This window comes from Brevundimonas sp. Root1279 (genome assembly GCF_001425945.1).
GTDB lineage: Bacteria > Pseudomonadota > Alphaproteobacteria > Caulobacterales > Caulobacteraceae > Brevundimonas.
The window spans coordinates 464790-490252 of sequence record NZ_LMEB01000004.1 but is presented as its reverse complement, the minus strand read 5'-3'; the positions used below and the strand labels follow the sequence as shown (position 1 = coordinate 490252).

General features: G+C 67.8%; 27 protein-coding genes. 15 read left to right on the top strand and 12 right to left on the bottom strand.

Going from position 1 to position 25463, the window contains the following annotated elements:
* Window positions 1-134: 134 nt before the first annotated feature.
* Window positions 135-2294, top strand: a complete 2160-nt coding sequence (gene egtB / locus ASC65_RS05130) for an ergothioneine biosynthesis protein EgtB (RefSeq protein WP_056450113.1) — start codon at window positions 135-137, stop codon at window positions 2292-2294.
* 62 nt (window positions 2295-2356) lie between these two features.
* Here the strand turns inward: egtB and ASC65_RS05125 are convergent, their stop codons facing one another.
* On the bottom strand, window positions 2357-2581 hold the full coding sequence (locus tag ASC65_RS05125) for a general stress protein (protein WP_056450111.1): 225 nt from the start codon (window positions 2579-2581) through the stop codon (window positions 2357-2359).
* A 104-nt stretch (window positions 2582-2685) separates the two neighbouring features.
* Window positions 2686-2865, bottom strand: a complete 180-nt coding sequence (locus ASC65_RS05120) for a hypothetical protein (RefSeq protein ID WP_056450110.1) — start codon at window positions 2863-2865, stop codon at window positions 2686-2688.
* A 128-nt stretch (window positions 2866-2993) separates the two neighbouring features.
* On the opposite strand from ASC65_RS05120, the gene ASC65_RS05115 reads away from it, so the two are divergent.
* Window positions 2994-3284 carry a DUF883 C-terminal domain-containing protein gene (locus ASC65_RS05115; protein ID WP_056450108.1) on the top strand — a complete coding sequence of 97 codons (291 nt, stop codon included), beginning with the start codon at window positions 2994-2996 and terminating at the stop codon, window positions 3282-3284.
* A 3-nt stretch (window positions 3285-3287) separates the two neighbouring features.
* On the opposite strand, the gene ASC65_RS05110 is transcribed toward ASC65_RS05115, so the two are convergent.
* Window positions 3288-3989 carry an MBL fold metallo-hydrolase gene (locus ASC65_RS05110; RefSeq protein WP_056450106.1) on the bottom strand — a complete coding sequence of 234 codons (702 nt, stop codon included), beginning with the start codon at window positions 3987-3989 and terminating at the stop codon, window positions 3288-3290.
* A 193-nt stretch (window positions 3990-4182) separates the two neighbouring features.
* Between ASC65_RS05110 and tig the strand changes: the two genes are divergently transcribed.
* The 5 genes from tig to ASC65_RS05085 all read left to right on the top strand — a co-directional run bounded on the left by tig (window position 4183) and on the right by ASC65_RS05085 (window position 8857).
* Complete coding sequence (gene tig / locus ASC65_RS05105; protein ID WP_056450104.1) at window positions 4183-5526, top strand: trigger factor; 1344 nt, start codon at window positions 4183-4185, stop codon at window positions 5524-5526.
* 150 nt (window positions 5527-5676) lie between these two features.
* Window positions 5677-6633, top strand: coding sequence for a hypothetical protein (locus ASC65_RS05100; RefSeq protein WP_156459554.1), 957 nt, complete (start codon window positions 5677-5679; stop codon window positions 6631-6633).
* A 135-nt stretch (window positions 6634-6768) separates the two neighbouring features.
* Window positions 6769-7683, top strand: a complete 915-nt coding sequence (locus ASC65_RS05095; RefSeq protein ID WP_056450099.1) for a hypothetical protein — start codon at window positions 6769-6771, stop codon at window positions 7681-7683.
* 138 nt (window positions 7684-7821) lie between these two features.
* Window positions 7822-8469: an ATP-dependent Clp protease proteolytic subunit gene (locus ASC65_RS05090; protein WP_056450097.1), complete on the top strand. Its 648-nt coding sequence runs from the start codon at window positions 7822-7824 to the stop codon at window positions 8467-8469.
* A 70-nt stretch (window positions 8470-8539) separates the two neighbouring features.
* Complete coding sequence (locus tag ASC65_RS05085) at window positions 8540-8857, top strand: hypothetical protein (protein ID WP_056450481.1); 318 nt, start codon at window positions 8540-8542, stop codon at window positions 8855-8857.
* Between the two features lie 4 nt (window positions 8858-8861).
* Here ASC65_RS05085 and ASC65_RS05080 read toward each other — a convergent pair whose 3' ends face one another.
* Window positions 8862-9509 carry an HAD-IB family hydrolase gene (locus ASC65_RS05080; RefSeq protein ID WP_056450095.1) on the bottom strand — a complete coding sequence of 216 codons (648 nt, stop codon included), beginning with the start codon at window positions 9507-9509 and terminating at the stop codon, window positions 8862-8864.
* 189 nt (window positions 9510-9698) lie between these two features.
* On the opposite strand from ASC65_RS05080, the gene clpX reads away from it, so the two are divergent.
* The 4 genes from clpX to ASC65_RS05060 all read left to right on the top strand — a co-directional run bounded on the left by clpX (window position 9699) and on the right by ASC65_RS05060 (window position 16325).
* Complete coding sequence (gene clpX, locus ASC65_RS05075) at window positions 9699-10967, top strand: ATP-dependent Clp protease ATP-binding subunit ClpX (protein WP_056450092.1); 1269 nt, start codon at window positions 9699-9701, stop codon at window positions 10965-10967.
* 19 nt (window positions 10968-10986) lie between these two features.
* A complete protein-coding gene (locus tag ASC65_RS05070) occupies window positions 10987-12807 on the top strand; it encodes an SGNH hydrolase domain-containing protein (protein WP_056450090.1) in 1821 nt (606 codons plus the stop codon).
* A gap of 285 nt (window positions 12808-13092) precedes the next feature.
* Window positions 13093-15489, top strand: coding sequence for an endopeptidase La (gene lon, locus ASC65_RS05065; protein ID WP_056450088.1), 2397 nt, complete (start codon window positions 13093-13095; stop codon window positions 15487-15489).
* 173 nt (window positions 15490-15662) lie between these two features.
* Entirely contained in the window at window positions 15663-16325 is a 663-nt protein-coding gene (locus ASC65_RS05060) for a YidH family protein (RefSeq protein ID WP_082525868.1), read from the top strand.
* Window positions 16326-16383: 58 nt separating this feature from the next.
* Here ASC65_RS05060 and ASC65_RS05055 read toward each other — a convergent pair whose 3' ends face one another.
* From ASC65_RS05055 to ASC65_RS05040, 4 genes are all read right to left on the bottom strand, one after another.
* Window positions 16384-17079, bottom strand: coding sequence for a pirin family protein (locus ASC65_RS05055; protein WP_056450086.1), 696 nt, complete (start codon window positions 17077-17079; stop codon window positions 16384-16386).
* 64 nt (window positions 17080-17143) lie between these two features.
* Window positions 17144-17539, bottom strand: a complete 396-nt coding sequence (locus ASC65_RS05050) for a hypothetical protein (RefSeq protein ID WP_056450085.1) — start codon at window positions 17537-17539, stop codon at window positions 17144-17146.
* Window positions 17536-18621, bottom strand: a complete 1086-nt coding sequence (aroC, locus tag ASC65_RS05045; RefSeq protein ID WP_056450084.1) for a chorismate synthase — start codon at window positions 18619-18621, stop codon at window positions 17536-17538. The genes ASC65_RS05050 and aroC overlap by 4 nt, the downstream gene beginning before the upstream one ends.
* A gap of 9 nt (window positions 18622-18630) precedes the next feature.
* Window positions 18631-19335, bottom strand: a complete 705-nt coding sequence (locus ASC65_RS05040; RefSeq protein WP_056450083.1) for a DnaJ C-terminal domain-containing protein — start codon at window positions 19333-19335, stop codon at window positions 18631-18633.
* Window positions 19336-19425: 90 nt separating this feature from the next.
* On the opposite strand from ASC65_RS05040, the gene pdxH reads away from it, so the two are divergent.
* Window positions 19426-20103, top strand: a complete 678-nt coding sequence (gene pdxH / locus ASC65_RS05035) for a pyridoxamine 5'-phosphate oxidase (protein WP_056450082.1) — start codon at window positions 19426-19428, stop codon at window positions 20101-20103.
* Between the two features lie 2 nt (window positions 20104-20105).
* On the opposite strand, the gene ASC65_RS05030 is transcribed toward pdxH, so the two are convergent.
* The 3 genes from ASC65_RS05030 to ASC65_RS05020 form a co-directional block, all read right to left on the bottom strand.
* Window positions 20106-20732 carry a TetR/AcrR family transcriptional regulator gene (locus tag ASC65_RS05030; RefSeq protein ID WP_056450081.1) on the bottom strand — a complete coding sequence of 209 codons (627 nt, stop codon included), beginning with the start codon at window positions 20730-20732 and terminating at the stop codon, window positions 20106-20108.
* A 69-nt stretch (window positions 20733-20801) separates the two neighbouring features.
* Window positions 20802-21455, bottom strand: coding sequence for a uridine kinase (gene udk / locus ASC65_RS05025; RefSeq protein ID WP_056450078.1), 654 nt, complete (start codon window positions 21453-21455; stop codon window positions 20802-20804).
* A gap of 31 nt (window positions 21456-21486) precedes the next feature.
* Window positions 21487-21870, bottom strand: coding sequence for a hypothetical protein (locus ASC65_RS05020; RefSeq protein WP_056450077.1), 384 nt, complete (start codon window positions 21868-21870; stop codon window positions 21487-21489).
* Window positions 21871-22009: 139 nt separating this feature from the next.
* On the opposite strand from ASC65_RS05020, the gene ASC65_RS05015 reads away from it, so the two are divergent.
* Window positions 22010-23641, top strand: a complete 1632-nt coding sequence (locus ASC65_RS05015) for a long-chain-fatty-acid--CoA ligase (protein WP_056450076.1) — start codon at window positions 22010-22012, stop codon at window positions 23639-23641.
* Window positions 23642-23648: 7 nt separating this feature from the next.
* Window positions 23649-24338 carry a DUF1499 domain-containing protein gene (locus ASC65_RS05010; protein WP_056450074.1) on the top strand — a complete coding sequence of 230 codons (690 nt, stop codon included), beginning with the start codon at window positions 23649-23651 and terminating at the stop codon, window positions 24336-24338.
* A gap of 9 nt (window positions 24339-24347) precedes the next feature.
* Here the strand turns inward: ASC65_RS05010 and ASC65_RS05005 are convergent, their stop codons facing one another.
* Window positions 24348-25250, bottom strand: coding sequence for an MBL fold metallo-hydrolase (locus tag ASC65_RS05005; RefSeq protein ID WP_056450073.1), 903 nt, complete (start codon window positions 25248-25250; stop codon window positions 24348-24350).
* Window positions 25251-25316: 66 nt separating this feature from the next.
* Here ASC65_RS05005 and ASC65_RS17450 point away from each other — a divergent pair, with 66 nt between their 5' ends.
* Window positions 25317-25463, top strand: a complete 147-nt coding sequence (locus ASC65_RS17450) for a hypothetical protein (RefSeq protein ID WP_200939787.1) — start codon at window positions 25317-25319, stop codon at window positions 25461-25463.

The following is a 25463-nucleotide window of genomic DNA, read 5'->3' as shown; positions in this document are numbered from 1 at the left end:
AGGCGGCGACGTGGGATGACAACGCCTGCTCCCCCCGACTGTTCCGATGAACCCGCGGTTGTCGGCAGGAACAAAGCCAAACTGGGTCCGTTTTGCGTAATTCCGGAAACGGATCGCGACGAGGGGCCGTCCGCATGACCGCATCGAACAGGGCCGCGGCCTCCGCCGACCCTCGGCTGGAGCACTACCGCCGCATCCGGGCCGCCATGCCCGCACTGGCCGAGGGCCTCAGCGCCGAAGATCTGGCGGCCCAGTCGATGGCCGATTGCAGCCCCGGCAAGTGGCATCTGGCGCATACCAGCTGGTTCTTCGAGGCCATGATCCTGGGCGAGACGCCCGGCTATCAGCCCGTCGACCCGCGCTACCAGGTTCTGTTCAACAGCTACTACGAAAGTCTCGGCGAGCGGGTCGAACGCCCCGAGCGCGGGCTGATGACCCGGCCGGCGCTGGATGAGGTTCTCGCCTATCGGGCCGAGATCGACCGGCGGATGGAGGCCTGGCTGGCCGATGGGCCGCCCGCAGGTCGGCAGGCTTACCTGTTCACCCTGGGCCTGCATCACGACCAGCAGCACCAGGAGTTGTTCCTGATGGACTTGCTGAACCTAATGTCCCGCTCGCCGCTGGAGCCGGCGGCCTACGCCGTGGAGCCGCGAGCGGCGGCGGCGGATGCGCCCGTCGGCGGCTCCGCGCGCTTTGAGGGCGGTCTGGTCCGCATCGGCCATGACGGCGAGGGCTTCGCCTTCGACAACGAGGGGCCGGCGCATCGTGTGTGGTTGGATGCCTACCGCCTCGACCACGACCTGGTGACCAACGGCGAGTGGATCGCCTTCATCGAGGACGGGGCCTATGCGCGGCCCGAGCTCTGGCTGTCGGACGGCTGGGCGGCGGTGCAGGCCAACGCCTGGACCGCGCCGTTGTACTGGCGACAGGACGGGGGAGGGTGGACGGTCATGGGTCTGACCGGCCGATGTCCGGTTGATTGGCAGGCGCCGGTCCGCCACGTCAGTTTCTACGAGGCCGAGGCCTACGCCCGTTGGGCCGGTCGCCGCCTGCCAACCGAGGCCGAGTGGGAGCATGCGGTTCGCAGTCTCCCGGAGGCCTTCTCGAACCCCTTCGGCGAGGTCTGGCAATGGACCGCCAGCGGGTATGCGCCCTACCGCGGCTTCCGGCCAACCGAGGGCACGGCCTCGGAGTACAACGGCAAGTTCATGGCCAATCAGATGGTGCTGCGCGGGTCTTCCTTCGCCACCCCCGAGGGTCATGCGCGTTTGACCTACCGGAACTTCTTCTATCCGCACCAAAGGTGGGCGTTCATGGGCGTGAGACTGGCTTCAGACGTGACCACACCGGCCGCCCGGGCCAGCCAGGAGGGCGAGACCGCCCGCTTCCGCCGCGATCTGCTCGCCGGCCTGAGCCAGGAGCCGAAGACGGCGTCGCCCAAATGGTTCTACGACGCCGAGGGCTCGCGCCTGTTCGAGGAGATCACGCGCCTGCCGGAATATTATCCGACCCGGCAGGAGGCGGCGTTGCTGCGCCGTGTGGCGCCGGATTGGGCCAAGCGGTTCGGCCCGGGCGCGGTGCTGGTCGAGTTCGGCTCGGGCGCCAGCGAGAAGACCCGCATCGTGCTCGACGCCGCACCCGACCTGGCCGCCTATGTGCCGATCGACATCAGCGCCGACGCTCTGGACGCCGCCGCCCAACGGATCGACGAGAGCTACCACGGTCTGAAGGTCGCGCCCCTGGTCGGCGACTTCCTGCACCTGGCCGCACTCCCGGCCGGCATCGGCGAGGGGCGGCGGATGGGCTTCTTCCCGGGGTCGACGATCGGCAACCTGGAGCCGACCGAGGCCGAAGCCTTCCTGCGCGCCGCCCGGGCGCTGCTGGGCGACGACGCCCTGTTCATCCTGGGTGTCGACCTGGTGAAGCCGGAAGGCATCTTGGTCGCCGCTTATGATGACGCCCAGGGCGTGACGGCGGCCTTCAACCGCAACCTGCTGGTCCGCGCCAATCGGGAGCTGGAGGCCGGTTTCGATATCGACGCCTTTGCGCATCGTGCGCGCTGGAACGCGGCCGCCTCGCGGATGGAGATGCATCTGGAGGCTCTGCGCGACACGGAAGTCACGATCGACGGCCGCGTCATTCGCTTCCGCAAGGGAGAGACGGTCCACACCGAGAACTCGCGCAAATTCACTGAAGGCTCGGTGCGCGAACTTGCCGCGGCTGCGGGCTGGACGGTGGCCGCCTTCGAGGCCGGCTCTGCGCCATCGGTCGCCCTGGCCCTGCTCGAGGCCTGAACGAGCAAGGGCGACGCCTTGCGGCGTCGCCCTGTCGCAGTCTCTTTTTGTTTAAGGCGGCATCAGCCGGTCGGGGTGCGCGGCTCCTTGCTGCGCGACCCGTGGGAGGCCTCGCCGCCCTTGCGGCCGGCCTGTGCGGCCAGGCTGCGATCCTGCGAGAAGCTGCGCTTTTCGCTGGGTACGCTGGCCCCGCCCTTGCGGGCGATCTCACGTTGCCGTTCCGGGTCCATGGAGGCGAAGCCCCGCTTGGACACGCCGGAAGCCCGGGTGGGCGTGTTCAAAGCCATCGGGATATCCTTTCGTGGTGACGGTCGAGGTTGAATGGTGAACCGCCCGGAGGCCTTGCGGTTCCGAAGGGCGCCTCACACAAACGCGAGCGAATCAGGGGTTTTCACGGAACCGGCCGGCGATCGCCGTCATGCGGACGTGAGTCGCCGTCGCCGCCGCCGCCCGGTTCGAGGGGCGGCATCTCGTCCGGAACCGCCGAGGGATCGAGATCGGGCCCAGGCGTATCGGGGGGCTGGATCTCCGGCTGCGGGGTCCCGGGCGGCGTGGGCTCGATATAGGTCATGGCAGGCTCCTTCCATCGGTCGAACGCCGTCGGAGCGCGGGCCGTTCAATCACGATTGAGCCGCGCTGGAACCGCCTCGGGGGCGGGAGACTTCCTCATGCCGACCTCCCTCATCACAGGAACGCACCATGTCCGACACCCTCCAGACGACCCCGACGCCGGATGACATCGACGAGCCGACCGACCTGCCGTCGGCCCGCCTGGATCGCGCCGCGGACACCATTCTGGTGGATGGCGAGGAGCGGAACATCGGGCCCCGTCCGCTGCATGAGGCGGTGCGCGACGACGCCGTCGCCGCCCGCGCATGGGGCCGGGCGCGCGCCGTGCGGCTGCGTCGTTCGATCGAGGACGAGCCGATGCGCGCGACCCTCTACGCTCTCGGAATCGGCCTGGTCATCGGCCTGCTGATGTCTCGCTGAGGCCTAGGACGGCCCGGACGCCGGCCGCGGAATCGGCGCCCGGGTCATGGCCGCGTCCGAGACGAACGGATTGCTGCGCCGCTCGGCCCCGAAGGTCGAGCTGGGGCCATGGCCTGGCACGAAGGTGACGTCGTCGCCCAGCGGCCAGAGCTTGTTCGTAATGGCGTTGAGCAGCGCGCCGTGGTCGCTCATCGGGAAATCGGTGCGACCGATCGAGCCCTGGAACAGCACGTCGCCGACCTGGGCGAAGCGGGCCTCGCGATTGAAGAAGATCACATGTCCGGGCGTGTGGCCTGGGCAGTGAATCACCTCCCAGGTCGTTTCGCCCAGAGTCACCGTGTCGCCGTCGGTCAGCCAGCGGCTGGGGGTGAAGCTACGGACGCCCGGCATGCCGTACATCTGGCCCTGTTGGGGAATGCCGTCGATCCAGAACTGGTCGGCCTCGTGGGGGCCGATGATCTCCAGCCCGGTTTTCTCCTGCATCTCGGCCGCGCCGCCGGCGTGATCGAGGTGGCCATGGGTGATCCAGATGGCGTCCAGGGTCAGGCCCTGCTTGGCCGTCGCGGCGATCAGGCCGTCGACTGACGCGCCGGGATCGATGATCGCCGCCTTCCGGGTCTTCCGGCACCAGACCAGGGTGCAGTTCTGCTGCAGGGGCGTCACGGGGAAGACGGCGACGCCGATCGGGGGAGGGGACTCGCTCATCCTCGATAGATAGCCGCGCAGCCTCGCGGCCGAAACCGCTGCGGCTCACGTTGACCTTTGGGGCCGTGATCGACATAAGGGCGGGCTTCAAAGGCGCCGCCTCGCTGAAATGGCTTGGCGGCCCTTGTTGCTTTACCCACATCGCGCAGCGCCTCCCGCGGGGCGCCGCCCCAGAGCGTCAGATATCCCGGCCATGCAAGTCGTCGAAAAGTCCAACGAAGGTCTGAGCCGCGTGATCGCGGTGACCATCCCCGCCGCCGAGCTGAACCAGAAGCTGGACGCGAAGCTGAAGGAAGTCGCGCCGCAGATGAAGCTGAAGGGCTTCCGTCCCGGCAAGGTCCCGACCTCGCACGTCAAGAAGACCTACGGCCGCGACCTGATGGGCGAAATCATCAACACGGCGATCAACGAGACCAGCCAGAAGGCCCTCGACGAGGCCAAGCTGCGTCCGGCCGCTCCGGCCGAGATGAAGCTGACCTCGGACATGGAGAAGGTCATCGCCGGTCAGGACGACCTGGCCTACGAAATGTCGCTGGAAGTCATGCCGGACTTCACCCCGACCGACATCAAGAAGATCAAGCTGGAGCGCCCGACCTACGAGGCCACCGACGCCGATCTGGACGAAGCCCTCAACGAGCTGGCCGGCCAGGCCAAGTCGTACGAGGACAAGAAGGGCAAGACGGTCAAGGCCGCTGAAGGCGACGAGCTGACCATCGACTTCCTCGGCAAGCTGGACGGCGAGCCCTTCGAGGGCGGCGCCGCCACCGACGCCCAGCTGGTGATCGGTTCGGGTCGCTTCATCCCGGGCTTCGAAGAGCAGCTGAAGGGCGCCAAGGTCGGCGAAGAGAAGACCATCGAGGTCACCTTCCCGGAAGAATACCAGGCCAAGCACCTGGCCGGCAAAGCCGCGACCTTCGACATCACCGTCAAGGCCATCAAGGCCGAAGTCGCCGCCAAGGTGGACGAAGACTTCGCCAAGCGCATCGGCCTGGAGTCGCTGGACAAGCTCAAGGAGCTGCTCCGCGCCAACCTGAACCAGCAGTACACCGGCGCCGCCCGCTTCAAACTGAAGCGCGCCCTGCTGGACGCCCTGGACAAGGCCCACGACTTCCCGCTGCCGCCGAAGATGGTGGAAGCCGAGTTTGACGGCATCTGGAGCCAGGTGCAGGCCGACAAGGACGCCGGCCGCCTGCCGGAAGAGGACGCCAAGAAGTCCGAGAAGAAGCTCAAGGAAGAGTACCAGAAGATCGCCGAGCGCCGCGTGCGCCTGGGTCTGGTGCTCGCCGAGATCGGTCGTGCCAACAACGTCCAGGTCACCGACCAGGAGCTGAACCAGGCGATCATGGCCGAGGCCCGCAACTACCCGGGCCAGGAGCGCCAGGTGCTGGACTTCTATCGCCAGAACCCGAACGCCGCCGCCCAGATGCGCGCCCCGATCTACGAAGAGAAGGTCTGCGAACTGATCTTCAACACCGCCGAGGTGAAGGACGCGCCGATCACCAAGGAAGAGCTGCTCAAGGAAGAAGACGAAGCCTGATCGGCTTCTAAGTTTCCCAGCTTCAAGGCTTCGCCCCCGTCCGGTCTCCGGGCGGGGGCTTTGCTTTTTGGAGTCGTCGTTGACCGACCGTGAGTTCGGGCGGAGAGTATAGTCTCCGACGGCGGTTCATCGTTTACGGGAGGAATCGTGATGTCAGCGCCAGCCTTGTTGTCGGCCCTCGCGCTTTTGGCTGCCCCGCAGCTTTCTGATCAGCCTGAACCGCAGACTCCGCCCCAGACGCCGCCGGCGACCGCCGGCGGCGAGGTGGACCTCGGCGCGGTCGACGCGGTGGGACAACGGTCGATCGTCAACCGGGCGGCCCGGTTCGTCGAAGAGGTGGTCGCCGCCCCGCCTGGGCGAGGCCTGGCCCGGTGGGATCGAGCGGTCTGCGTGGGCGTCGCCAACCTGAAGCGGCCCTATGCGCAGTTCATGATCGATCGCGTCTCGGCCATCGCCATCGAGCTGGGTCTCGAGGTCGGCGAGCCGGGATGCCGGCCCAACATCCTGATCGTGGCCGAGAACGAACCCGACTCCCTGGCTCGAGGGATGGTCGAGGAAGACCGCTTCGGATTCCGCCCCGCGCTGAACCATACCGATCTGGGCAGCCGGGCCCTGGAACAGTTCCAGTCGACGGATGCGCCGGTGCGGTGGTGGCTCGTCAGCCTTCCAGTCGGCGCGGACACCGGGGAAATCGCCATCCGACTGAAGGATGAGGAGGCCCCGCAGCTGCGCGTGCGCGAGGCCTCGCATCTGAGCAGCAATGTTCGCGACGACCTGGTTCGGGCGATCGTCATTCTGGACGCATCAAGGATGGACGAGGTCCGGTTCGACGGGCTCAGCGACTATGTGGCCCTGGTGGCGCTGGCCCAGATCGATGCGACCGCCGACGTCTCCAGCTGGCCGAGCGTGCTGAACCTGTTCACTGCCGAAGAACAGATGGCCGGGCTGACCGATTGGGACCTCGACTATCTGCACGCCCTCTACGACGCGCCGCGCAACCTCCTGAATCCCGATCAACAGGCGCGGGAGATCGTGCGCGGATTGGTCGAGGAGCAGACCCGGTCCCATGAAGAGCGGCCCGAAGCGGCGCCAACGCCGACGCCCTGACCGTCACGCCACCCGGGCGCGGCGCGCTCTCACGTTGTCGAGTGCGTCCGGATACCGGCATGGTGGTGCGTCCCGGACGGGCCTATAGTCGACGGGTTCCGGGCCGCCGTATGGGCGGCATCAGGGAGGTGGTCGATGTCCCCTTTCACCGGCGCGGTGGCCGCTCTCCTGCTGGCCGCGCAGCAGACGCCGCCCGCGGGCCAACAGCCCCCGGCGGCCCAGCAGCCTCCCGTGGAGGCCACGCTTCCCGACGTGATGGTCAATGGGCTGAGCGAGGACGAGGTGGCGCGGCGTTTCGTTGACGCGGTGGCGGATCCGGTTGGAAGCCAGGGCCCCGCGCGCTGGGACAGAAAGGTCTGCATCGGGACGGCGAACCTGCGTCCGGAGGTCGCGCAGCCTCTGATCGACCGCGTCTCCTACATCGCGATGCAGGTGGGGCTGGAGCCGGGCGAGCCGGGCTGCCGGGCGAACGTCATGATCGTCGCCACCTCCGACGGACAGGCGCTGGCCCGAGCCTTGGTCGAGGCGCGCCCGCGGTATTTCGATACCGGAGCCAGCGGAGTGAACCAGAGTCGCCGCGACCTGGCCGAGTTCCAAAGCAATGAGAACGCGGTCCGCTGGTGGCTCCTCAGCCTGCCTGTCGATTCCGAGACCGGAGAGGCCGCCACCCGCCTGCCCGGATATGACCCACCCGTGATCCGCACCTTCCAGGCCTCGCGGCTGAGAACCCAGATACAGAACGACCTGCAGGGCGCGGTGATCATCGTCGACGCCGCGCGGGCGCATGGGATCGGGTTGGGCCAGCTAGCGGATTATGTCGCCATGGTCTCGCTGGCCCAGGTCGACCCCCACGCCGACACCCGATCCTTCCACACCATCCTCAATCTGTTCGAGGACCCGGCGGGAAATCCTGGGCTGACGGATTGGGACAGGGCCTATCTGACCGCGCTCTACAGCGCGGACCTCGACCAGACCAGCGTCACCGCCCAGCAGCGCGAGGTGGCGCGGGGCATGGCCCGGAGCCGGCCCGCGCGTGAAGCGCCGCGATAGGGGGAATTCGCGGGCGTCGGCGAATCCCTGACGACGCTTTCACGCGCGCGCCTTGCGTCAACCGGTTGGTGACGCGATATCCTGTTCAACAGGCAGGCGACGTCTGAGTCGCCGCCGAAAGCATCCGAGAAGGCCTGAATGCGCGATCCGATCGAACTGATGAACATGAACCTCGTCCCCATGGTGGTGGAGCAGTCCAGCCGGGGCGAGCGGGCTTTCGACATCTTCTCGCGCCTGCTGCGCGAGCGGATCATCTTCCTGACGGGCCCCTTCGAGGACGGCATGGCCTCGCTGATTTGCGCCCAGCTGCTGTTCCTTGAATCGGAGAACCCGAAGAAGGAAATCAGCATGTACATCAACAGCCCCGGCGGTCAGGTGACCTCGGCGCTCGCGATCTACGACACCATGCAATACATCCGCTCGCCGGTTTCGACAGTGTGCATGGGCATGGCCGCCTCGGCCGGTTCGCTGATCCTCGCCGCCGGCGCCGCCGGCCAGCGCGTGGCCCTGCCGAACGCCCGCATCATGGTGCACCAACCCTCGGGCGGCTTCCGCGGCCAGGCCTCGGACATCGAGCGCCACGCCGAGGACATCCGCTACACCAAGCGCCGCCTCAACGAGATCTACGTCCACCACACCGGCCGGACCTATGAGGAAGTCGAGAAGACCCTCGACCGCGACCACTTCATGAGCGCGGAAGAGTCCAAGGCCTGGGGCATCGTCGATCACGTCTACGATCGCCGCGAACAGGCCGACGAGGACGGCGTGAAGACGCCGGGCGCCTGAGTCCGGGACATTCTGACGGAGAGGGCGCGCCTGACGGTGCGCCCTTTTTCGTTTGTGCTATCAGGACGCCATGCAGCCCACACGCGACACGAGCGGGACCGTCGAGGTCGACGGCGAAATCTATCACTGGGACCTCCGACGCCAGCCGCGGCCGACCGGACGCACATGGCAGGGCCTGGCCCTGACCCTTCGGCTGGACGGCTTCAAGCGTGAGGCGATCGTGCAGTTCCCGCCGCCACTGCTCCCAAACGGGCGGGTCGACACCAACAAGCAGTTGGTCAATCTCGACTACGTCCGCAACGCCGTCGCGGCGGCGATCGAGGCCGGCTGGGAGCCGACCTCGCGGGGCCGTCACGTGGAATTCGACGTCGACGCCGAGGGGCGGTGACTCCTCAGGGGCGTTCCTTGAAGACCCGAAAGCCCTTCTCCTGGGCGATGGCGATCATCTCGGTGTCGCCGGAGGTGTCGCCGTAGGCGGCAGCCAGCTGGACATCGTCGCCATAGGCCGCCTTGAGGCGGCGCACCTTCTCCTCGCCGCGGCAGTTGGCGGTGGCGAAGGCGCCGGTGACGCGGTCGTCGCCGTCGAACACCAGCTGGGTCCCCAGCAGGGCGGCGGCGCCGAGGCGGCGGGCGAACGGGGCGACCGTGGTCTCCGGGCTGGCGGTGACGATCACGCGGTGCGCGCCCTTCGCGCCCCAGTCGTTCCAGACCTTCAGGGCGTCGGGGCGCATGAACTGGCTCCAGACGGCGTCGGCGAAAGCCTCGGCCTCGGATTCGAGCTCGGCGCGGGGAGCGCCCTTAAGGAACTCCTTCACCGAGGCGGCCTTGATGCGCCCGCGGTCGCGATCGCGGGCGTAGACGGCGACTGCGGGGGCCAGTTTGACCAGGCCGAGCGCCCAGCCGCCGGCTCCGGCCCGCCAGCGCAGGAACTCGGTGAAACTGTCCCGGATCGTCAGGGTGCCGTCGAAGTCGAAGGCGACGATCGGCGCACCGGATTGAACGGACTGGCGAAATGCGTGTTCGGCCCCCATGTCAGACATTCGCCGCGATCGCTATCAACAGTGAACCGTCCGCTTCTGTCCTCTGCCGCGCTTGGTCGGGGTTGTGGCGGGCGCTGGGATGGGTGATTGTCAATTTTTGAAGACCTTTGCGCCCACAGTTTGGGAATCAACGCGAAGGAAGCGCGTTTCGCCTCATATCGGGGCTGATCGCGGGAGTGAGAAGGGTCGATGACCAAAGCCGCCGGCACAGACGCCAAAAGCACGCTCTACTGCTCGTTCTGCGGGAAGAGCCAGCACGAGGTGCGCAAGCTTATCGCCGGGCCGACCGTGTTCATCTGCGATGAGTGCGTCGAGCTCTGCATGGATATCATCCGTGAAGAGCACAAAATCTCGTTCTCCAAGGCCAAGGACGGCGTCCCGAGCCCGAAGGAGATCCGCGAGGTCCTGGACGACTACGTGATCGGTCAGAGCCACGCCAAGAAGGTGCTCTCCGTTGCGGTGCATAACCACTACAAGCGCCTGAACCACGCGACGAAGAACAACGACGTCGAACTGGCCAAGTCGAACATCATGCTCATCGGGCCGACCGGCTCGGGCAAGACGCTTCTGGCCCAGACGCTGGCGCGCATCATCGACGTGCCCTTCACCATGGCCGACGCCACGACCCTGACCGAAGCCGGTTACGTCGGTGAAGACGTCGAGAACATCATCCTCAAGCTGCTCCAGGCCTCGGACTACAACGTCGAGCGGGCCCAGCGCGGCATCGTCTACATCGACGAAATCGACAAGATTTCGCGCAAGTCGGACAACCCGTCGATCACCCGCGACGTCTCGGGCGAAGGCGTGCAGCAGGCCCTGCTGAAGATCATGGAAGGCACCGTCGCCTCCGTGCCCCCGCAGGGCGGCCGCAAGCACCCGCAGCAGGAGTTCCTGCAGGTCGACACCGCCAACATACTGTTCATCGTGGGCGGCGCCTTCGCCGGCCTCGAGAAGGTCATCTCGGCCCGCGGCGACGGGGCCTCGATCGGCTTCGGCGCCAAGGTCAAGGAGATCGACGAGCGCCGTACGGGCGACATCCTCAAGGACGTCGAGCCGGACGACCTGATGCGCTTCGGCCTGATCCCCGAGTTCATCGGCCGTCTGCCGGTTCTGGCGACCCTGGAGGATCTCGACGAGACCGCCCTGGTCACCATCCTGACCGAGCCGAAGAACGCGCTGGTCAAGCAGTACAAGCGCCTGTTCGAGATGGAGAACGTCGACCTGACCTTCACCGACGACGCGCTGACCGCCGTCGCCAAGAAGGCGATCACCCGCAAGACCGGCGCGCGCGGCCTGCGCTCGATCCTGGAAGGCATCCTGCTCGAGACCATGTTCGAGCTGCCGACCTTCGAGGGCGTCGAGGAGGTGGTCGTCAACGCCGAGGTCATCGAAGGCAAGGCTCAGCCGCTGCTGATCTACGCCGAAACCAAGAAGAAGGCCGCCGACGGCGCCGCCTGATGCTTGACGCCGGGCGCTGATGCGGATCGCGCCTGACACCGAACAAGGGGCCGCTCGCCAGCGATGGCGGGCGGCCCTTTCCGTTCTGGGTGTCGCCGCCCTCCTGCTGATCGCCTTCCATGTCGCGCCGGGCCCGATGTCCTGGGCCGCCGGAGGCTTTGACCTCGCCCTTCTGGTCGCCGGCTACGCCCTGACGCGACGGATCCTGGCGGGGCAGGGCGGAGTCGGGCAGGGCGGACTCGGGCGGGGCGGATCGGGATGGGGCGGACTGGGCGACGTTTGGAGCGACGCCCTTCGCTGGGGGCTGCCGTCGCTTGCCTTGGTCGTCGCAGCGATCCTCGGCCTCGGTCTGTTCATGCTGCCGCCCGACGCCCTGGCGCGCGAGGCGCGGCTGGCCGGCTGGACCCTGACCGGCTTCAGCGGCGTCGTGCTGATGGAGCAAGGCGGCTACGATCCGGCGGTCCGCGACGAACTGCTGCTGCACGGCTGGATTCTGGGCGTGGCTGCGCAACTGGCCTTCCTGTGGTCCCTGGCCGTCGTCACCTTGCGAGGGCGGGACCGGGCCCTGGCCCTGCTGGCCTTCGCCGGGGCGGTCGTTTCACTCGCGCTCGACCTGTGGCTGACCTTCGGCGGGCGTGAGCCGTATGCCTTCTATCTCGCCCCGGCGCGGGCTTGGCCCTTCCTGCTCGGCGCCTTCCTGGCCGTGGCGTTGGGCGCGGAGATCGACCGGATCGCGGCGCCGCGCTGGCTGGTGTCCTGCGGCGCGATAGCCCTGCCGACCTATCTGTGGCTCTGGCCGCTGTTGGCCCTGCCACGCAGCCTGGTGGCGCGCCCGCTGACCACGCCCGAGCTGACAGCCGTCCTGGTGGCGGCCGTGGCCCTCGGCAGCGTCACCCATCGCTGGGTCGAGCGGCCGATCCGCCGCGGCCTTCGCGAACCCCGCAGCGAGCTGTCCGCGCTGGTGCTGGTCGCGGCCCTGGGCCTGGCCTCGGTCTGGTTGAGCCGCACGGACGGCCTGCCGGGTCGCGCGGACCCACAGCTGACCGCGGAGGCCGCCGCCCTGACTGCGCCGCGCCCCTATCAGGCCGACTGTAACGCGGAAGACGGCCGGCTGCCGCCCGCTGCGCCCTGCACGACCTCGCCGGGGCGAACGGCGGACGTCATCGTCTGGGGGGACTCCCATGCGGCCCACCTGACCCCCGCCGTCCGCGCCTGGGCGGAGCAGCGCGGCCTGGCCGTGCGCCAGGCGACCCATTCGGGCTGTCCGCCGTTGTTGCGCTTCTCGACCGGCTTCGCGCCGCGCGCCTGCAAAGCCTTCAACCAGGCCGCTCTCGCCGAGTGGGGACGCGCGCCCCACGCGAAAGTGATAATCATGGGCGGCGGGTGGACCTGGGCGCGGGCCGGCGCAGATGATCCGGAACGTGCGGCTCCGCAGTTGGCGGCCGATATCGAGGCGAGCGTCCGGGCTGTCCGCGCGGCCGTCGGGCCCGGGCCGCGCATCGTGCTGTTGGGCGTTACGCCTGACTATGGCTTCGCCCCGGCGCATTGCCATGCACAGCGCGCCTTCCTTCACCTTGATCCATTCCGTTGCGACCGCGCCGTGCCCGCCAACGCCGCCGCGGCGCGGGATCTGGACGCCCGTCTGGCGCGTATCGCGGAGTCCGAGCCCGGCGTGAGCCTTTTCAGGCCCTGGCCGGTGTTCTGCGACGGCGTCCTGTGTCGGACGCGGGGCGAGGAGGGACCCTGGTACCTCGACCGTACGCATCTGAGCCTTGCCGGCGGCCTGGCGCAGACCCGAAGCCTGGCCGCGGTGCTGGACAATGCGATCGCGCCGGGCTGATGCGTCCGGGCCACAGGGGCGTCAGGCGCCGGCGGGCGGCCTAGAGGGCGCTTCCGCACGATCCGTGTGTGCTGGCGGGAACCAGCCGGGAGATCATCCGGTTCGGACCCCTGTGGATGGAACGGATCGGCTCGCTCCCGTCACGCTTGAACCCTGAGGCGTCGGAACCACATACTCCTCAGAAGGCCGCCTCAAGGCGGGCCGAGTCGAAACGGCGGGGCTCAGTCGCCCCGGACGCCGGCCCGGCGGGTCCGAGATCAACGAGGGCCCCGGAAAGTACGCATCATGTCCGAGACCAAAACCCTGCCCGTCCTGCCGCTGAGAGACATCGTCGTCTTTCCGCATATGGTCGTGCCGCTGTTCGTAGGCCGAGAGAAATCGGTCAAGGCGCTCGACGAGATCATGAAGGGCGAGAAGCAGATCCTGCTCGCCACCCAGAAGAACAGCGTCGATGACGACCCCCAGGCGGACGCCATCTATCCGATCGGCGTGCTGGCCACGGTGCTGCAACTGCTCAAACTGCCGGACGGCACCGTCAAGGTGCTGGTCGAGGGCAAGAGCCGCGCGCGCCTGACCCGCTTCACCGACCGCACTGAGTATTTCGAGGCCGAGGCCGTCGAGATCCCCGATGATCTGGGCGAACCGTCCCAGTCGGAAGCGCTGCTGCGCGCGGTGATCGAGCAGTTCGAAAACTATGTGAAGCTGAACAAGAAGGTGCCGCCCGAGGCCCTCAGCTCCATCCCGCAGATCACCGACCCGTCGAAGCTGGCCGACTCGGTCGCCGCCCATCTGTCGGTGAAGATCGCCGACAAGCAGGGCCTGCTCGAGACCGTCGCCGTGCCGGCGCGCCTTGAGAAGGTCTACGGCCTGATGGAAGGCGAGATCTCGGTCCTGCAGGTCGAGAAGAAGATCCGCTCGCGCGTGAAGCGCCAGATGGAGAAGACCCAGCGCGAGTATTATCTGAACGAGCAGATGAAGGCGATCCAGCGCGAGCTGGGCGAGACCGACGACGCTCGCGACGAGATCATGGAGCTGGAGAAGCGCATCCGTAAGACGCGCCTGTCCAAGGAAGCTCGGACCAAGGCCGAGGCCGAGGTCAAGAAGCTGCGCAACATGAGCCCGATGTCGGCGGAGTCGACGGTGGTTCGGAACTACCTCGACTGGCTGCTGTCTATCCCGTGGGGCAAGGCCAAGCAGAAGCCGATCGACCTGCAGAAGGCCGAGGACATCCTCGAGGAGGATCACTACGGCCTCGAGAAGGTGAAGGAGCGGATCATCGAGTACCTGGCCGTGCAGGCCCGGACCAACTCGCTGAAAGGCCCGATCCTGTGCCTCGTCGGCCCTCCGGGCGTCGGCAAGACGTCGCTGGCCAAGTCGATCGCCAAGGCGACCGGGCGTGAGTACGTGCGGATGTCGCTGGGCGGCGTGCGCGACGAGGCCGAGATCCGCGGTCACCGCCGGACGTACATCGGCTCCATGCCGGGCAAGATCATTCAGTCGATGAAGAAGGCGAAGACCACCAACGCCTTCATCCTGCTGGACGAGATCGACAAGCTCGGCGCCGACTGGCGCGGCGACCCGTCGTCGGCCCTGCTCGAGGTGCTGGATCCGGCCCAGAACTCGACCTTCGGGGACCACTACCTCGAGGTCGACTACGACCTGTCCAACATCATGTTCGTGACCACGGCCAACAGCCTGAACATGCCTCAGCCGCTGATGGACCGGATGGAGATCATCCGGGTGTCGGGCTACACCGAGGACGAGAAGGTCGAGATCGCCAAGCGGCACGTCCTGCCCAAGGTGACGGCGGAGAACGGGCTCAAGCCGGCCGAATTCATCGTGCCGGAAGACAGCATCCGCAATCTGATCCGCTACTACACCCGTGAAGCCGGCGTGCGCTCGCTTGAGCGGGCGCTGGGCGGACTGGCCCGCAAGGCCGTGCGCGAAATGGCCAAGGACAATCTGCTTTCCATCACGGTCGACGACGCAAAACTGGCCCAATACGCGGGCATCAAGAAGTATCGCTACGGCGAGACGGACGAGGAAGATCAGGTCGGCATCGTCACCGGCCTGGCCTGGACCGAGTTCGGCGGCGACATCCTGACCATCGAGGCGATCAAGATGCCGGGCCGCGGCCGCATGACCGTGACCGGCAACCTCAAGGATGTGATGAAGGAGTCGATCTCCGCCGCCGCCTCCTACGTCCGGGCGCGTTCGCTGGCCTTCGGCGTCAAGCCGCCGGTTTTCGAGAAGACCGACATCCACGTGCACGTGCCAGATGGCGCGACGCCCAAGGACGGTCCCTCGGCGGGCGTGGCCATGACCGTGGCCATGGTCTCGGTCCTGACCGGCATCCCGATCCGCAAGGACATCGCCATGACCGGCGAGATCACCCTGCGCGGCCGGGTCACCGCCATCGGCGGCCTGAAGGAGAAGCTGCTCGCGGCGCTCCGCTCGGGCATCAAGACGGTGCTGATCCCGGAAGAGAACGAGAAGGATCTGGCCGACGTCCCCGACAACGTGAAGAACGCGCTCGAGATCGTGCCGATCAAGACCGCCGACGAAGCGCTGAAGTGGGCCCTGACGGGTTCGCTGACGCCGGTGGAATGGGACGAGACCGCAGAGCCGCTCCCGCCGGCCCAGCCCACGGCTGATCCGGGCTCCGTGGGGGCGACCCACTAGGGCCTCCATCCGACCGACGGATACGAATGAGCCGCCCGGATCGCTCCGGGCGGCTCTTTTGTCGTCTGTCCGGTCTCCGGCGTCCCTCCCGGACGGCTCGGGGAAACACCTGATCCCCGGCCTCGGCTCGGCTCCGCATGATCCCTCGCGGCAGGCGCGTGAGGAGTGAGGCCATGGCGACGATCAAGAGCGGCGCGGCGACGGCGGATGATCCGGCCTTCCCGTCGATCTCCACGGGGCGTTTCGACGACCTGCCTGAACCGCCGATGCCGGTGGTCGATGCGGCGAACGAGGGAAAGGCGTCGACCCAGTATTCTCGCTACCGGACCCGGCTTTCTACCCACAGGACGGGCCTTTCAGAGCACCGGACCGGACTGTCCGAGCACCGGACCAAATTGTCGGACCATCGCACCGAGATGTCGATGCGGCGCACCGGCATGTCATTCCAGCGCACGCGGATGAGCGCCGACCGGACCCTGATGTCCGTAATCCGCACCTCGCTGTCGATGATCGGCTTCGGCTTCACCATCTACAGCTTCTTCCGCGGCTTGGCTTCAAACGGGACCATCGCTCCAGGCTCCCATGCCGCGGGCTTCTTCGGTCAGGCGCTCGTTCTTCTGGGAAGCTTCATCCTGGCGCTGGGGATCGTCTACCACCTGATCTTCATGATCGGCCTTCGGAACGAGCGCGGCTCGATGAAGAGCGCGGAACTGATCCATGCGGAGAGCTTGTTCCCTGTTTCGGTGACGCTGATCACGGCCCTGCTTCTGTTCTTCCTCGGCATCTTCGCCGCGATCGGGATGATCTTCCGCATCGGGCCGTTCGGCGGCTCCTAGACAGAGAAAAGGCCGCCGGATCACTCCGGCGGCCTCGTGCTCTCAGCGGTGGACCGCCTTACAGGCTGTCGACCATGACCAGTTCGGCGTCGGCCTTGGCGGTGATGGTGATCTCGCCTTCGTCCTTGATCGCGGCGCCGTCGCGGGCGTTCAGGGCCACCCCGTTGACCTCGACCTCGCCGACCGCCGGCACCAGATAGGCGTGACGGCCCTCGGCCAGGCTGTACGTCAGGCTCTCGCCGGCATTCAGCGTGGCGCCGAGCACGCGGGCGTCGGCGTTGATGGTCAGGGCGTCGTCGGTCGGGTCGCCGGACGCCAGGACCGAGAACTTGCCGGTCCGGTCGTGCTTCGGAAACACCTTGGCGCCCCAGCTGGGCTTGGCGCCGCGCTTGTCGGCCTCGATCCAGATCTGGAACAGGGTCGTCGTCTCGTCTTCGAGGTTGAACTCGGAGTGGCGCACGCCGGTGCCGGCGCTCATCACCTGGACGTCGCCTGCCCCGGTGCGGCCCTTGTTGCCCATCGAGTCCTCGTGGGTGATGGCGCCGGTCCGGACGTAGGTGATGATCTCCATGTCCGAGTGGGGGTGGGGCGGGAAGCCGGACTTGGCGGCGATCTCGTCGTCGTTCCAGACGCGCAGCCGGCCCCAGCCCATCCGCGACGGGTCGTAGTAGTTGGCGAACGAGAAATGGTGCTTGGCGTTGAGCCAGCCGTGGTCAGCCCCGCCCAGCGTGCCGAAACGTCGAACGTCGATCATGACGCAGTCTCCCTTAGAGGCGCGCACCCTACGGCGCGCCGTTCGAGAGCCATATAGGTAACTACTACTGTTGCGAAAAGGGGGTCGGTCGTTGGCAGGGATGCGGGAGCGCCGGGGTCACCTTGGCTCTGGCGCCTCTGCGCCGCTGCTTTGACAGCAGCATCAGATCGCCCGTCCGGCAGTCGGTGTTGACCGGCAGCATAAAATACATCGTGCGGCCCTCGGCTGTGACCTGCGCAAGGCCGACTTGACTGTGCTTGCCTAGGCGGATGGCATAACTCTCGACCCGCCCCCTGATCGTCACGGGCGGGCCGATCAATTCTGGCCGCTTGAGCGACATGGCGAGCCAGATGAGCGCCAGGGCCGCCGCCGCCGCCGCTATGAGGACCAGGACAAGAATCCAGTTGGGATCGCGAAGCGCCCAGGCGAGCCGGATTTTGTCCCCTAAGTCGCGCCTCACCCCTGCTGCGCCCGGTGCCTCAGCATCGCATCGGCCAGCACGCAGGCGGCCATGGCCTCGACCACCGGCACGGCGCGAAGGGCGACGCAGGGGTCGTGGCGGCCCTTGGTGCGCAGCTCGGTCTCGGCGCCGTCGCGGGTGATGGTCTTTCGCGGGGTCAGGATGGAGGAGGTCGGCTTGAAGGCCACCCGCGCCGTCACCGCCTGGCCGGTCGAGATGCCTCCGAGGATCCCGCCGGCCTTGTTCGACAGGAACTGCGGTGTGCCGTCGTCCAGCAGGCGCATCTGGTCGGCGTTGTCTTCGCCCGACAGCTCGGCGGCCTCGAAGCCCGCGCCGATCTCGACGCCCTTGGCGGCGTTGATCGACATCAGGGCGGCGGCCAATTCGGCGTCCAGCTTACCGTAGATGGGCGCGCCCCAGCCGGCTGGGACGCCGGTCACTTCCAGCGCCACCACGGCCCCGATGGAGGAGCCGGCCTTGCGGACGCCGTCCAGATAGACCTCCCAGGCCGACACGACCTCGGCCGAGGCGGCGAACAGGGCGTTGTGCTCGACGGCGTCGAAATCGACGGCGTCGGGTGCGATGCGGTGCCGGCCCAGCTGGACCACGCCGGCGCGGATGCGCACGCCGTCACCCAGGATCTTGCGCGCAACAGCGCCTGCGGCCACCCGCGCCGCCGTCTCGCGCGCCGACGAACGGCCTCCGCCGCGGTGGTCCCGGACGCCGTATTTGGTCTGGTAGACGTAGTCGGCATGGCCCGGGCGATAGGCGCGGGCGATCTCGCCATAGTCCTTGGAGCGGGCGTCCTCGTTCTGGATCAGGATCGAGATCGGCGTGCCGGTGGTCACCGGCCCGTCGCCGTCGTCGAATACGCCGGACAGAATCTGCGCCGTGTCGCTCTCCTGCCGCTGGGTGACGAAGCGGCTGCCGCCCGGCTTGCGCTTGTCCAGCCAGGGCTGAAGGTCGGCCTCGGTCAGGGGGATCAGCGGCGGACAGCCGTCGACGACGCAGCCGATGGCCGGGCCGTGGCTCTCGCCCCAGGTGGTCACGCGAAACAGATGGCCGAAGGTGTTGTGCGACATGGCGCAGACCTAAGCCGCCAGGCGGTCCGGCGTCCAGACGCGCGTGAAGCGATCCAGCAGGTCCTCGGCGGCCGAGGGCGCGTCGTCACACGGTTTCAAGGTCACGAACAGGTGGCCTTGGGTGCGTTTTCCGCGCGGCGGCAGGCCCAGGTCCTTGAGTCGCAGGCGCAGGGTTTCCTGGCCGGCGGTGACCCAGGCCGAGCGCGGGCCGGCATGGGTCTCGATCTCCAGCCGCCCGCCGTCTTCCAAGGTGCGCGGCGCGACTGGCCAGTCCATGTAGAGGTCGTCTCCGACCACGCTCAGGCCGTCGGCGCCGCGGATCAGCACTGTCGCCGTCAGGTCGGCCCCATCGGCCGCCGCCCGGCGCAGGCGAAGCGTGTCCCCGCTGCGCAGCCCCTTCGGCGCGCGCACCTTCAGGGTCTTGCCGCCCAGTTGCACCGTCACCGTCCCGCCCTTTACCGCCTGAAGCGGCGTCAGGACGATGACGGGAGCGGCCGGCGGCATCGGCGCGGCGGACGCCGGGGCGTCCTCGTGGCGGACCAGCCGCCAGGCCTCGATCACCCGGCGGAAGCGCGCCTCGTCGCCGTCATGCAGCTCGGGTCGCGCCGCCTTCAGGGCCGTGCGGAAGGCCGCGGTCGCCGCGCGCGGCTCCGTCGGACCGTCCAGGCCCAGGACGCTCCAGGCGTCGGCGAGGGTGAGGGCGTCGTGTCCCATACGTCGACGGTGCGCCCGATATGGTCAAGACGCGGTTAAGCATGTGAGCGCGAGGCTGACGAACGGCGGCGCTGGCCCTATATCGGATGCATGACCGCGCCCGTGATCCCGCCCAGCCCGACCCGCGAGGAATACGCCGAGCACTACGCCGCGGCGCTTGCAGCCAATGGTGACGACAGCATCTTCGAGCGGACGGAGCCGTTTCTCCTGTTCCTCGAATGGCTGGAGGACGCGCGCGCGAGCGAGCCCAACGACGCCAACGCCATGGCCTTGGCCACGGTCGACGCCGAGGGCATGCCGGACAACCGGATGGTCCTGCTGAAGGAGCTCCAGTCGCCTGCCAGCTTTGTCTTCTATTCGAACCGTGAGAGCGCCAAGGGCGAGCAGCTGGCGGCGCATCCGGTTGCCGCGCTGCTGTTCCACTGGAAGTCCCTGCGGCGCCAGGTTCGGGTGAGGGGGCGGATCGAGCCGGTCGACGCGACCAACGCCGACGTCTATTTCGCCAGCCGCGCCCGCGAGAGCCGCATCGGCGCCTGGGCCTCGGATCAGTCCCGGCCGATCGAGAGCCGCGAGGCGCTTGAGCGCGCCGTCGCTCGCGAGACCGCGCGCTTTGAAGGGCTGGACGTGCCGCGGCCCGAGCGCTGGACGGGCTGGCGGGTCATCCCGGATAGCGTGGAGTTCTGGCGCGACCGGCCGTTCCGCCTGCACGATCGTCTGCGGTTCGACCGCGCCAGTCACGGCTGGACCCGCACCCGCCTGCAGCCCTGAGGTCAGGCTCCGTAGCGGGCCAGGAAGGTCTCGACCGCGTCGTCGACGATCTGCTTGCGATTGCGCCGGATGCGGATCTGGTCGCCGGTCACCAGGTTCACGAAGAAGGTCGGGTGCTCGATCATCCCGACGAGATGGCCCGCCGCCCACGATGGATGTTCGATCGGCTTCAACTCGCCGTCGGCGCTGAGGCGGCGGATCAGATCGATCAGCGTCAGGCCAACCTCGGCGCGGCCATGGTTGAAGAAGCGCAGGGCGACTTCCTGAAACCGGGTCCGTTCAGCCACCACCAGGCGGAAGACCGAGCGCACGAACGGGTCGCCCATGAAGTCGGCGTAGTCCTCGGCGAAGCTGGTGAGGGTCTCGCGGGCGTCGCCGTCGATGGCGCGAATGCTCTCCATCCGGCGAGTGAAGTCGTCGCAGGCCTCGTCGATGACCGCCGAGTAGAGCTCGGACTTGCCGCCGAACAGGGAATAGATGGTTGCCGTTGAAACACCGGCTGCGCGAGCGATCGGCTCCATCTTGGTGGCCGTGTAGCCCTCCGTGACGAAGTGCTCGCGCGCTTCGCGAACAATGGCTTGACGTTTCAGAGCCTGAACGTCAGCCGGAGATTCCGCAGGACCATCCATGGTTGTGTCCGCTATTCAACACAAGGAGGATGCGGGCGCGTCCTGACGGGGTCAAGACATATTTCGGCCCTATTTCGCCCCGGTGAAGAGTTTCGCCAGCAACGGGTGCGCCAGAACGGGCGCGGCGAGTCTGACAACGGCCTGCGGATCCTCAAGCCGCACCGCGGCCGTCGCGTCCGCGACGATGAAATCAGCGTTCAGGCGCGATGGTTCCGTCAGCCGCTCGTGACCGGGCCGGACCGTGGCCAGATACTGACCGATCACGGAGTCCGCCGTTCGTCCCCGCTCGGCCTGGTCACGCAGCAGGCGGCGGATGAAACGGATGTCGGCGGGGGTGTCGACGAACACCCGGATGTCGAACAATTCGACCAGCGCCGGGGTGCACAGGACATGGGTGCCTTCGACGATCACCACTTCGGCGTGGGTCACGGGCTCGCCGCCCGGTTCGCGGCCGTGGTGAATGAAGGAGTAGATCGGGGCGACGATGTCTCGTCCGGCCTTCAGCTCGGACAGGTCATGCACCATCAGCGCATGGTCCCGGGCCGCCACGTCGTCGAAGTCGAACGTCGCGGCGTCGAAGCCGGGCATGCTGGCGGCGTCGCGATAGTAGGAATCCTCGCGCAGCAGCACCGACGAGCCGGCGGGGAGGGCGGCGACGAGGGTCTCCGCCAAGGTGCTCTTGCCCGAGCCGGAGCCGCCGGTGATCGCGATGAGAATGGCCATGGCTTCCCATACGGTCGCCGAGCCGCGCGCGCTAGTAAGGCCAGGCCTCTCCGAAGCGGACAATGCTCGCGAACAGCCCGGCCCACGCCGACGCGTACAGGACGACCCAGTTCGTGGCCGTCGCCCAGGCGGCGCGTGTGCGCGCCTTCCAGGCGACCAGGATCGGCAGGACCAGGGGCGTGAGCACGGCTGCGCCGAACAGGATGAGTCCCAGCGTCTCTCCGCCGCCCAGAACGTTTCCGACGAGGATGAACGGCATGACGAAGAAGAGGACGAGCCAGAAGACGGCGAACCCCAGCATGGGCGGCGCGACCAGACCCATAAAGGCTACGAAGGCGCCGCCGATCAGCAGGCTGGGCCACGGAATCATCCAATGCGGATGCAGCGGCGTCGAGGACGAACGGTTCAGATCCATGCGGGCACCTTCGTCCACGGACCTTTCCAAATGATTCCACGCGCCCGTAGGTGACCTTGCGTCACGTTGCGTACCGTTCGCAGCGCCGTTAGCGTGCCGGCAAGCGCCCCGGATTGAGCGGCGCACGAGAGGGATCGCTATGCTGGGGTTGATGCAGGACTGGCCGCTCACGGTCGACAAGATCATCGAGCACGCCAAGAATTGGCATGGCCATCGCGAGGTCGTGACGCGCTCGGTCGAAGGCCCGATCGTCCGCACCACCTACGCTGAAATCTACGCCCGGGCGAAGCGGGTCACCAACGTGCTCCAGGGCTGGGACGTCAAGGTCGGCGACCGCGTCGCGACCCTGGCCTGGAACTCGGGCCGGCACATGGAGGTCTGGTACGGCGTCATGGGGATGGGCGCGGTGTGCCACACCCTCAACCCGCGCCTGTTCCCGGAGCAGCTCGCCTACATCATCAACCACGCCGAAGATAAGATCATCTTTGTCGACCTGACCTTCATCCCGCTGCTCGAAGCGGTGCTGCCGCACTGCCCGTCGGTCGAACGGGTCGTCGTCATGACCGACGAGCTGCACATGCCGGCGACCAAGCTGCCGGGAGCCGAGTGCTACGAGGCCCTGCTGGCCGACGCTTCGGACGACGTCACCTGGGGCGGGTTCAGCGAACAGACGGCCTGTGGTCTCTGCTACACCTCGGGCACGACCGGGAACCCGAAGGGCGTGCTGTACTCGCACCGCTCGAACTTCATCCATACGCTGCTGGGCATGCAGGCGACCGTGCTGGCGGCTTCGCCGAGCGATGTGATCCTGCCAGTGGTGCCGATGTTCCACGCCAACGCCTGGGGCATCGCCTTCGCCGGGCCGGCGGGCGGCACCAACCTGGTGATGCCGGGCGCCCGCATGGATGGGGCGGCCATCTATGAGCTGATCGAGACCGAGGGCGTGACCTTCTCCGCGGCCGTGCCGACCGTCTGGCAGGGGCTGCTGACCCACCTGCGCGAGAACAATCTGAAGATCCCGACCGTCAAGAAGGTGCTCATCGGCGGCTCGGCCGTGCCTGAGAGCCTGATCCGCGCCTTCCACGACGAGTTCAATATCGAGGTGCTGCAGGGCTGGGGCATGACCGAGACCTCGCCGATCGGCACCCTGTCGAACATGACGCCCGAACTGTCCGCCTTGCCGTACGACGAGCAAATGAAGTGGCGCGTCAAACAGGGTACGCCGCCGCTGGGCGTCGAGCTGAAGCTGAAGAATATCGCCGGCCAGCAGATGCCCCACGATGGTCACACCTACGGGCGGCTGATGATCAAGGGACCGACCATCGCCGGCGGCTACTTCAAGGGCGAGGGCGGCGACATCCTCGACCACGAGGGCTTCTTCGACACCGGCGACGTCGCGACCATCGACGAGCAGGGCTTCATGCAGATCACCGACCGCGCCAAGGACGTGATCAAGTCCGGCGGCGAGTGGATCAGCTCGATCGAGATCGAGAACATCGCGGTCGGTCATCCCAAGGTCGAGCTCGCCGCCGTCATCGGCGCGGCGCATCCGAAGTGGGACGAACGTCCGGTCCTGGTCATCAAGCTCAAGCCCGACCAGACCCAGGACAAGCAGGAACACCTGGACTTCCTGCAGGGCAAGATCGCCAAGTGGTGGATGCCGGACGACGTGATCTTCGTCGACGACATCCCGCTGGGTGCGACCGGGAAGATCGACAAGAAGCTCGTTCGTGAGCGTATGAAGGACTACCGGCTCCCGACAGCAGGATAGGACGACGATGGCCAGACGCGGACAGAAGGGCGGGGCAGGGGCCTGGCTGCTGGTGTTGGTTGCGATCGCGGCGCCGCTCGTCGTCCTCGGCGCGGCCTTTGCGGTGCGTTTCGGGGCGATCGACTACGCGCTCGGCCATGATCAGATCGTGCTGGGCATCGTTCCGGCTCTCGCCGCGGCCGGCTTGCTGGCCGGCCTGATCCTTCTGGTCCAGGCCCTGCGGCGCCGGGCCTCCCTGGTTCTGGCCGTCATCGCGCTTCTGATCCCGGCCGCTACGCTCTGCGGCTGGGTGTGGCAGACCCAGCGCACCGCCGCGGGTCCCGGCGACGTGAGCACCGATCTGGCCGAAATTCCCGGCTTCGGCGATCTCCGCTCCGCTTCCGCGAGCGGGCCGGCGAGCGCCGTGGTCGGGATCGAGGACTGCCCCGGCGCGCAGCCTGCGATGACCCAGGTCGCGCCTGAAACCGCGGTCTGGGCGCTGCAGGAGTCAGGCTTCAGCCTCCAGCGCGGCCCGAGCGTGAGCCGCGCCGCGGGTACGCATCGCGGCTTCTGGTTCGGCACGGTCCACGACGCGGTCATCCGTATTCGTCCGGGCCGGACGGATATCCGCGTCGCTTCGCGGGACGGCCGGCCCCATGGCGGCGAGGCCTGTCGGCTGGTCACCGCGATCAGCGAGGCCTTGCGCAGCGGCGGCTGAGCGCCGTCGTCAAGCCAGGCGCCAGACGGCGGCCAGGCCGGGATCCGGCTCCGCCCGGACCTGACCAGTTCGCTCCAGCGAGATCAGATGGGCCCAGACCGACAGGCTGGCGGCGGGCCACAGGCGTGAATCGACCGCGGCGTAGAGCACCGGCGTGATCTCGGCGATCCGGCGCGGGCCGTCGGCCAGTTGCGCCAGCACCTGCGCCTCTCGATCGAGCCGATGGGCGCGATAGGCATCCAGGAACGGTCCAGGCTCGGTGACTGGCGCCCCGTGGGTCGGCCACAGGGTGGAGAAACGACGGGCGATCACCGCCTCCAGGCTGGCCATGTAGGCCTGCATGTCGCCGTCCGGCGGGGCCACGACGGTGGTCGACCAGCCCATGACATGGTCGCCGCAGAACAGGGCGTTTTCCTCGCGCAGCACGAAGGCCATGTGGTTCGAGGCGTGGCCGGGGGTGGCCATGGCCTCCATCGTCCAGCCGTCGCCCGCCAGGATCTCGCCTCCGGTCAGCACCGTGTCGGGGAAGAAGTCGGCGTCGTCTTCTTCGTCCAGGCCGCCTGAGGCGTGGATCGTCTCGCCCGGGGGGCGGGCGGCCAGCACCGGGGCGCCGACCGCCGCCGCGAACGGGCGGGCGAGGGGCGCGTGGTCGCGATGGGTGTGGGTCACCAGCACATGGCTGACGGTCTGGCCGACGGTCGCCTTCAGCAACGCCGCCATGTGGGCGTCGTCCGGCGGGCCTGGGTCAATCACCGCGACGTCCGCGCCCGGGTCGGGGCGGCCGACGATGTAGGTCGCCGTGCCGGTGTAGGTGAACGGCCCCGGATTGGCGGCGATCACCCGCCGGATCAGGGGCGACACCGTCTCCAGGCGGCCGTGCACGACATCCGGCTGGCGAACGAAGGGGATCATGGCTGGGCCTCGGCGCGGCGCCGGCCTTGCGGAGCAAGGGGGGAATTCGTCTCCGGAGTGCTCCAAATGGCTGTTTCCATGGCCCTGGCTGTTTCAAATCGGCTCCAGCCCATCGCGGCGGCCTTCCTTTGTCTCATGGCGATGCAACTCGTCGTCGCGTCGTGTACGCCCGAGCCGACGCCCTATGCGGCCCGCACGACCATCCTGCGCTAA